Origin of the sequence: Lysinibacillus sp. NPDC056959, assembly GCF_042674095.1 — a bacterium.
In the GTDB taxonomy this organism is placed as follows: Bacteria; Bacillota; Bacilli; order Bacillales_A; family Planococcaceae; genus Lysinibacillus; species Lysinibacillus zambalensis.
In genome coordinates this window covers 102,308-109,075 of sequence record NZ_JBHURE010000015.1, presented here as the reverse complement: position 1 = coordinate 109,075, position 6,768 = coordinate 102,308, and the positions used below count along the sequence as shown (strand labels likewise).

At 34.4% G+C, this 6,768-nt stretch carries 8 protein-coding genes and 1 pseudogene; 3 read left to right on the top strand and 6 right to left on the bottom strand.

Annotation, left to right across the window (positions count from 1 at the left end; translation table 11 throughout):
* A partial coding sequence (locus ACFTQ7_RS16765; RefSeq protein WP_386830022.1) for an IS3 family transposase occupies positions 1-804 on the top strand: 804 nt, incomplete at its 5' end.
* Between the two features lie 121 nt (positions 805-925).
* On the opposite strand, the gene ACFTQ7_RS16760 is transcribed toward ACFTQ7_RS16765, so the two are convergent.
* From ACFTQ7_RS16760 to ACFTQ7_RS16735, 6 genes are all read right to left on the bottom strand, one after another.
* Entirely contained in the window at positions 926-1,393 is a 468-nt protein-coding gene (locus tag ACFTQ7_RS16760) for a hypothetical protein (protein WP_386830021.1), read from the bottom strand.
* A complete protein-coding gene (locus ACFTQ7_RS16755; protein WP_386830020.1) occupies positions 1,390-1,653 on the bottom strand; it encodes a hypothetical protein in 264 nt (87 codons plus the stop codon). The genes ACFTQ7_RS16760 and ACFTQ7_RS16755 overlap by 4 nt, the downstream gene beginning before the upstream one ends.
* Before the next feature lie 152 nt (positions 1,654-1,805).
* A complete protein-coding gene (locus ACFTQ7_RS16750; RefSeq protein ID WP_386830019.1) occupies positions 1,806-2,507 on the bottom strand; it encodes a hypothetical protein in 702 nt (233 codons plus the stop codon).
* Between the two features lie 408 nt (positions 2,508-2,915).
* Positions 2,916-3,593: a hypothetical protein gene (locus tag ACFTQ7_RS16745; protein WP_386830018.1), complete on the bottom strand. Its 678-nt coding sequence runs from the start codon at positions 3,591-3,593 to the stop codon at positions 2,916-2,918.
* 10 nt (positions 3,594-3,603) lie between these two features.
* Positions 3,604-3,924 (bottom strand): hypothetical protein, encoded by a 321-nt coding sequence (locus tag ACFTQ7_RS16740; RefSeq protein WP_386830017.1) that lies wholly within the window; start codon positions 3,922-3,924, stop codon positions 3,604-3,606.
* Complete coding sequence (locus ACFTQ7_RS16735; protein WP_386830016.1) at positions 3,921-4,328, bottom strand: hypothetical protein; 408 nt, start codon at positions 4,326-4,328, stop codon at positions 3,921-3,923. Before ACFTQ7_RS16735 ends, ACFTQ7_RS16740 begins: the two co-directional genes overlap by 4 nt.
* A 49-nt stretch (positions 4,329-4,377) precedes the next feature.
* Between ACFTQ7_RS16735 and ACFTQ7_RS16730 the strand changes: the two are divergent.
* Positions 4,378-5,560, top strand: a pseudogene (locus ACFTQ7_RS16730) (site-specific integrase).
* 225 nt (positions 5,561-5,785) lie between these two features.
* Positions 5,786-6,721 carry a threonine ammonia-lyase gene (locus ACFTQ7_RS16725; RefSeq protein ID WP_386830015.1) on the top strand — a complete coding sequence of 312 codons (936 nt, stop codon included), beginning with the start codon at positions 5,786-5,788 and terminating at the stop codon, positions 6,719-6,721.
* Positions 6,722-6,768: the final 47 nt, after the last annotated feature.

Here is a 6,768-nt window from a genome sequence, read left to right as displayed (position 1 = left end):
GGTTACTATCGCTATTTTAAGGAAGAAGCTGTCTTGACTCGTCAAAAACAGAATGAAGAAGATGAAGTGGTGAAGGAAGTTATTTTAAAGGCCTTTCATTTCCGAGGACGAAAGGAAGGTGCACGTCAAATAAAAATGACACTCGAAAACCAATATGGAACTACATACAACCTCAAGCGAATCCGTCGCATTATGAAGAAATTTAATATCATCTGCCCCATTCGAAAAGCGAATCCAGCACGTCGTATGGCAAAAGCAACGAAGGAACATCGCACATGCCCTAATAATTTACACCGTAACTTTAAGCAAGGTGTGGCAGGAAAAGTATTACTAACCGATATCACATATTTAACATATGGAGGCGGTAAACGTGCTTATTTATCAACGATAAAAGACGCCGAAACAAATGAAATTCTAGCCTATGAAGTATCTTCTACATTGAGTATAGAAATTGCGCTCAACACGTTACATAAATTGAAGAAGCATCGCCATTTAAGGGAAGATGCCTTTATCCATTCGGATCAAGGTTTCCACTATACGAATCCCAAATTCCGAGCCTTAGTGAAGAAGATTGGCTTAGGACAGTCCATGTCACGCCGTGGAAATTGTTGGGATAATGCACCTCAAGAATCATTCTTTGGGCATTTTAAAGATGAAACAACTATTAGAACATGTGAATCGTTAGAAGAAGTAAAGAAAGAAATTAAGAGTTATATGATTTACTACAATCATTATCGAGGGCAATGGAATTTAAAAAAGCTACCGCCTGCAAGATACAGACAGCAGCTTCAAAAAGTTTCCTAACCTTTTTTAAAATGTCCTTTACAAAGGGTACAATTTAAAAGTCAATTTGTCCTTTTGTAAATTTGATTAGGACTACGCAATTTTGCGCAGTCCCCATCTTTGTGTTAAAATACTATTTACATTATGCTTTATTAGTCGATGTTGGCGCATCGGCTTTTTTATTTTCTCCGTTTTTATCTACAACTTTTGCTACAGTTTCAGTAATATACGTTAAAACTTCCTCAAAGCTTTCTGGTTCTCTACCAAATTCATTGATAAATGTTTTTATGTTGTTTTCCATAGTAAAGTAGTTCCAACCTTCTACACTGTTCATGTCAGGCTTGGTAGCTTCATCACTTGATTGTTCTGACATACCATTAATTACTGTATCAAATAGTGCATCAGAATGAATGTTAATGGCCCCAACTTCTTTTGCCATTTCTTTATACAACGGATAGAACCCCATATCAATTAATCGCACAGTATCTTTTATTTCATTTATTGATAGATACGACATCCCAGGATCTTTATCCCAACCTTTAAAAACAATTTCATCAATTCTTTCCCTTAGCCTTGATACAGCGTTTTTCAAAACCTCTAGTTGAATCATCCTTTTCTTTTAATCATTGTTAATCCACATTTACATTTAGGATAATTTGCTTCTTCCCATTTTTTTCTTTCTTCTTGCTTCGCCATTCTCTCATGGTACACACTACATTCTTCAATTGAATAAAAATATGTTCCTTTAGGATAACTATATATTTCTTTTCCACATTTACAATTTAATGTAGCTCCTTCATCTTTATACGGAGCTCTAAATTCTCGGAGATAAAATTCAGTTTTACAATTTGAACATATAATATCAGCCATAATATCCCTCCTTAACACTTATCATAAAGATAAAGGAATTATATGTCGCAAATAGAAATATAAGGATAATAAAAAACCGCACCCGATTGGATGCGACTTTTTTATTTACTTATAATTTTGATATCACCTTTGATATAATAGAAAGTTATATCTTAGTAGAAACATTTGTTAAAACAATGATTAAATTCAAACGACAAGAATATTCCCATCCCTTGAATACACGGAGCACATCCTACTACAGTTATACACGCCGCGGCACAAGCAACTCCGATCATTGCTAAAACCCAATTCGCAATTCCCATATCTGCCAAGCATTTATTCATACATGACCAAGATTTTGTACTTACTCCACCTTCATATTTCGTTTTATCTACTTTTTGATCGAAAGTAAGTTCTCCATTTTTCCAATATTGAGCAAGTCCAAACTTACTGTCAATATTAGAGAATTGATATTCATGTGTATTCAAAACATCTCCATTACTATTATAAGCCACCGTAAATATACTACCTTTTTCTAGCTCATCAGTAAAAGGAACTGAAATTAAGTATTCATTAGTTTCTCCATTTAAGTATCCACTAACGATTGCATTTTCTAAATCCAATTTAATAGAAGAGTTCATATGTAGTACTAATACTTTACTTTCTAAATCCGCATTAAATTGATTTACATAAAATTGTTTCTCTTCTTCTGATAATTCAAAAGCTCTTTCATCAAATGCTTTTGCCATATCTACAACAGGATCAATGTTACTTGCTGCACTTGCCTCATCGGCTCTCAACAAACTTCCACCAGAAACAGAAATTAACAAACACAAGACCAAGACAACAGATAATGCTTTATAAATTTTCCCCAAAAATATCACCTCCTTTTTATAACCAAAGTTTACCACTTTTTGTAATAATTGTAAATGTTTTGTATTGAAATATTTCTATTTTTCTTTTTTTATAATCTTGATATTGACATAAAAAGCTGTGCCAAAAATAAATAAACCTATGGTTACTACTAGTGATATACTTGAGTATAAACTATCAAAAATTGTAGTATTTATTAATTCCACCAATAGCATAAGAAACATAACAATATACATTCCTGTTATAAACTTCATAAAAATAACACCTCCATTTTTTACCTTTTAATTAAAATTTTACAACTATATACATTATAACACCCTTACAAATTTCAGGTTAATAAATGCAAAAAAAGTAAAATATTCATTAGTTCATATAAAAGAGAGACTACCAATTTAGTAGCCTCAAAAAGTTTAATTTATTTCTTGATTTTGCAATTCTGTCCTACCTTCAAAATGCATTACTTCTCCATTAACTAGGGCCAACACATAATAACAAAAAGTATTCGAAATTTCATCTGGGTAATCGTTCATTAATTCATAATGCAAATGCATTGAGTAATTAATTAGATCTTCTATTAATGTGGAAATATCGTACTTATTTCTAATCGCACTGTTAACGTCACCTAAACGATCATATGCTTTTGTAACGTCTCCTGGAGCAATCGTATTGCCTCCTACACCTACTGAAGGTACTATAGATATTTTAACTCCATCATCCACATTGTAAGTAATGCTGTACATACTCCCAACCTCAATATCAAATCCGATGATCTGAACAGCAAAGAATATGTCTTTGTGTATGTTAAATGCTGTAGCGAATTTTTCAGGAATTGTATGTGCTAAACTATTCAAACGTATAAAAATTTCAGTTGCTTTGTTTGAGTTCAAACTTATCAATTCCTTAATCACATATTCATAAATAGAATTGAACCCACCGCCTGCAGCAATAAAATTATCAGATATTCGATGGATTTTAGTTTCCATATCAGGTAGTTTCAATGTCTTTCCAAACAACTTAAAAACTTGTTTGGTATCACCACTTATTAAACAAACTGATCGGCCATCTCCAAAAGTAGAAATGAGTGTCATGCTCTACCTCCTACTGGTTCAATTTTAATTCATTAGCAATCTTTAAGCGTTCTTCCTCTGTTTCGATATCACATTTGTAATAAAATGTGTACGTTAAGGTTAAAGGTTTTGTACGGTTAAAGCGTTCATGTACATTTTTTAAACTATCTTTTGTTCTTGCATCGAAATTTAAAAACCTACTGGCATTAAATGCAGGTGCATTGTAAACATCGAATAACGGCTTGCATTCAGCCTTTAACGCTTTAAATTCTGCAACATAACGTATTTTTGGTACTTGCTTTTCTATCATTGCCATTCGCTTTTGGTATGAATTTAATCGATGAGTGTTCATTTAAACACCTCGGCTTCTTTGATAAGGCTAACGATTGATTGAATGTGTTCTGCCGCTGATTCGCGAACTAGATTAGCTTTTACTACTTCCTGTAACGGGAATTGAACCAAATCTTTAGATTGATTGTTTGGTAAATAGTTTTGTATAGAATGAACATCTAAACGATGTTTTTCTATTAATGCCAATTCATCTGCAATTTTTTGTAGCTCTTCCACACTATTTTTCATTGCTTTATTTGCTCTACTAATTAGCAAATTATATTTCTTTGCAGCTACGTTCATTTCGTCATTGTATTGTTGAATAACTGCAGTAGCTTCAGCTTCTGTGAAAGTTTCCTTCGTGCTCATATATCCTGGTTTAGCAATTAAATTTTCCGCTTGTTGGATAGACCATTTTATATCCAAAATCCCTACACATATGCTCACCAAAAGCGATGAAGGGATTGTAATTACATTGGAATTAGTTAAATCAACAAAAGAAAAAGAAGTCTATTCCTACCTCAATAATAAAGGTGAAAAATTGTGGATGTTCCGCCATAAGTATTACGATGGTTTAACTGGTAAACGGAAAGAAAAGAAAAAAAGTGGTTTTAAAACAGAAAAAGCAGCGATTAAAGCCCTTGTGGATGTAAAGGCTTCAACGCTGCGCGGACAAACAAAGCATATAGAAAATGAGAATCTAACTGTTGGTGACTGGTTAGATATGTGGTATGCAGAGAATAAAAAGGACTGGAGCATAAAAACGTTGATGCAACGCGAATCGGCTATACGTTTGCAAATGAAGCCATTACTTGGTCATTACAAGCTCCAAAAGTTAGACAAAGCCACATATCAACGTGAGTTCATTAACGTGTTAGAAAAGCGTTATGCGCCCTCTATGTTGAAATTATTACACACTCTTTTTAAAATTGCTATCAACGCTGCTATTGAAGCTGAGGTGTTAGATCGTAATCGTTTTACAAAAGTTAAATTATCAGACGATGCCAAAATAGAAAATTTCCTTACACCTGCTCAATTAGTCGTTTTCTTAGAAGATGCAAAGAAAAACGAAAATATAACAAGCTATACTTTTTTATTGACTGTTGCTTATACTGGCTTGCGTTGCGGTGAAGCATGGGGGCTCCAATGGAGAGATATTGATTTTGAAAACAATACAATTACTATCGCCCGTTCTCGTGGTCAATATGGTGTTGGTAAAACTAAAACTAGAAATAGTGAACGAACAATTATGGTTGATCCAATTGTTATCGATCAATTAGAGATGTATCAGAAATGGTGTAAAAAGAAATTGTTATCGCGTGGGAAAAAGTTGAAGGATGTAAATGACGATACATTTATTTTCATTTCGGAACATTTAGGAGAACCTATTTCAACAAATAATACAAATTTAGCTATTAAGAGAATTATTCAAAGGACCAACCTTCCTAAAACAACACTGCATGGTTTACGGCATACGCATTGTACGGTGCTATTAAATAACAAGCTACCAGTGAAGGTAATTGCCGAAAGTGGGTAACACACCTCAGATGGTCCACACAGTTTATGGACATGTACTAAAGGAAATGGAGCAAGAATCGGTGACAGTATTTAGTCAAAGTTTAAATGCTGTTGGGGCTAATATTGGGGCTAACTCTTAATGAGAGAGCCCCTAAAGCGTTGATATTAGAGGCTTTCTTAGTATAGAAATAACCTTTTTATTATAGGATGTATACTCATATTTTTTCAAGATAGAAGTAAGTATTCTATCCGATGTTTGTTCAGAATTACTTACCATTTAAGTATTTACATAATTCCCCTGTAAATCTACAGTTATATTATAAAGTTTGAATTTTTAATCATTTTATTGAAATGGGGGTTGCTTTATGTTAACACTTGAACAAATTCATGCTGCTAAACGAAGAATTTCTCCTTATATATTTGAAACGCCTATTATTCGATTAAATGGGCTCGATCATCTTTTAGGCTGTCACGTCTACATAAAAGCCGAGAATATGCAAAAAACAAACTCCTTTAAGCTTCGAGGGGCTCTCAATAAAATGCTTTCCACACCATTAGAACAATTACAAAAAGGCGTAGTTGCTGCATCCTCAGGAAATCATGGCAAAGGTGTTGCATATGCTGCCAAACTGTTAAATAGTAAGGCAACAATTGTTCTACCGGATTCAGCTCCTACCGTTAAGGTTGAGGGAATACGTGCCTTAGGTGCAGAAGTTGTACAGTGTAAGCTAACAGAAAGACATACCCTAACTGAAAGACTTAGTCGTGATCATGGCTATTGCAACATACATCCTTATGATGATTACGATATTATGGCAGGACAAGGAACAGTAGGCTTGGAAATAGTAGCACAGCTCCCAGATGTCGATACTATAGTTGTGCCTATTGGTGGTGGTGGATTATTAAGTGGCATTGCAACTGCTGTCAAATCCATAGCCCCTCGTATCAAAATAATCGGTGTGGAGCCAGCTGCTGTTTCGCGTTATACAAAAAGCTTAGAAGCTGGTGAAAGATTGCTTTTAGCCGAACACAAATCTTTGGCAGATGCCCTACTAACTTTACAGCCAGGGGAACGGAATTTTCCAATTGTCCAAGAGCTTGTCGATGAGGTTGTAAGTGTAGATGAGGCTTTGATCCAACGTGGGATGAAAACCTTACTCTCCGAGGGTAAAATTATCGCAGAACCCTCCTCTTCTATAGGAATTGGCGCTGCCCTACAAGGAGCTTTACCTATTCATAAAAACGAAAAAGTATGTTTCCTCATTACAGGAGGCAATGTCGGATTAGAGGCTTGGACTTAAAGGTATTAGCAAAAAAGGCATCCACTCAAATGAATGAGTAGATGCCT

What these genes read in the sequence shown, in the direction of transcription:
- ACFTQ7_RS16760 (WP_386830021.1), bottom strand. Translation starts at nt 1,393, where the DNA reads ATGATTCAACTAGAGGTTTTGAAAAACGCTGTATCAAGGCTAAGGGAA.
- ACFTQ7_RS16755 (WP_386830020.1), bottom strand. Translation starts at nt 1,653, where the DNA reads ATGGCTGATATTATATGTTCAAATTGTAAAACTGAATTTTATCTCCGA.
- ACFTQ7_RS16725 (WP_386830015.1), top strand. Translation starts at nt 5,786, where the DNA reads ATGTTAACACTTGAACAAATTCATGCTGCTAAACGAAGAATTTCTCCT.
- ACFTQ7_RS16740 (WP_386830017.1), bottom strand. Translation starts at nt 3,924, where the DNA reads ATGAACACTCATCGATTAAATTCATACCAAAAGCGAATGGCAATGATA.
- ACFTQ7_RS16745 (WP_386830018.1), bottom strand. Translation starts at nt 3,593, where the DNA reads ATGACACTCATTTCTACTTTTGGAGATGGCCGATCAGTTTGTTTAATA.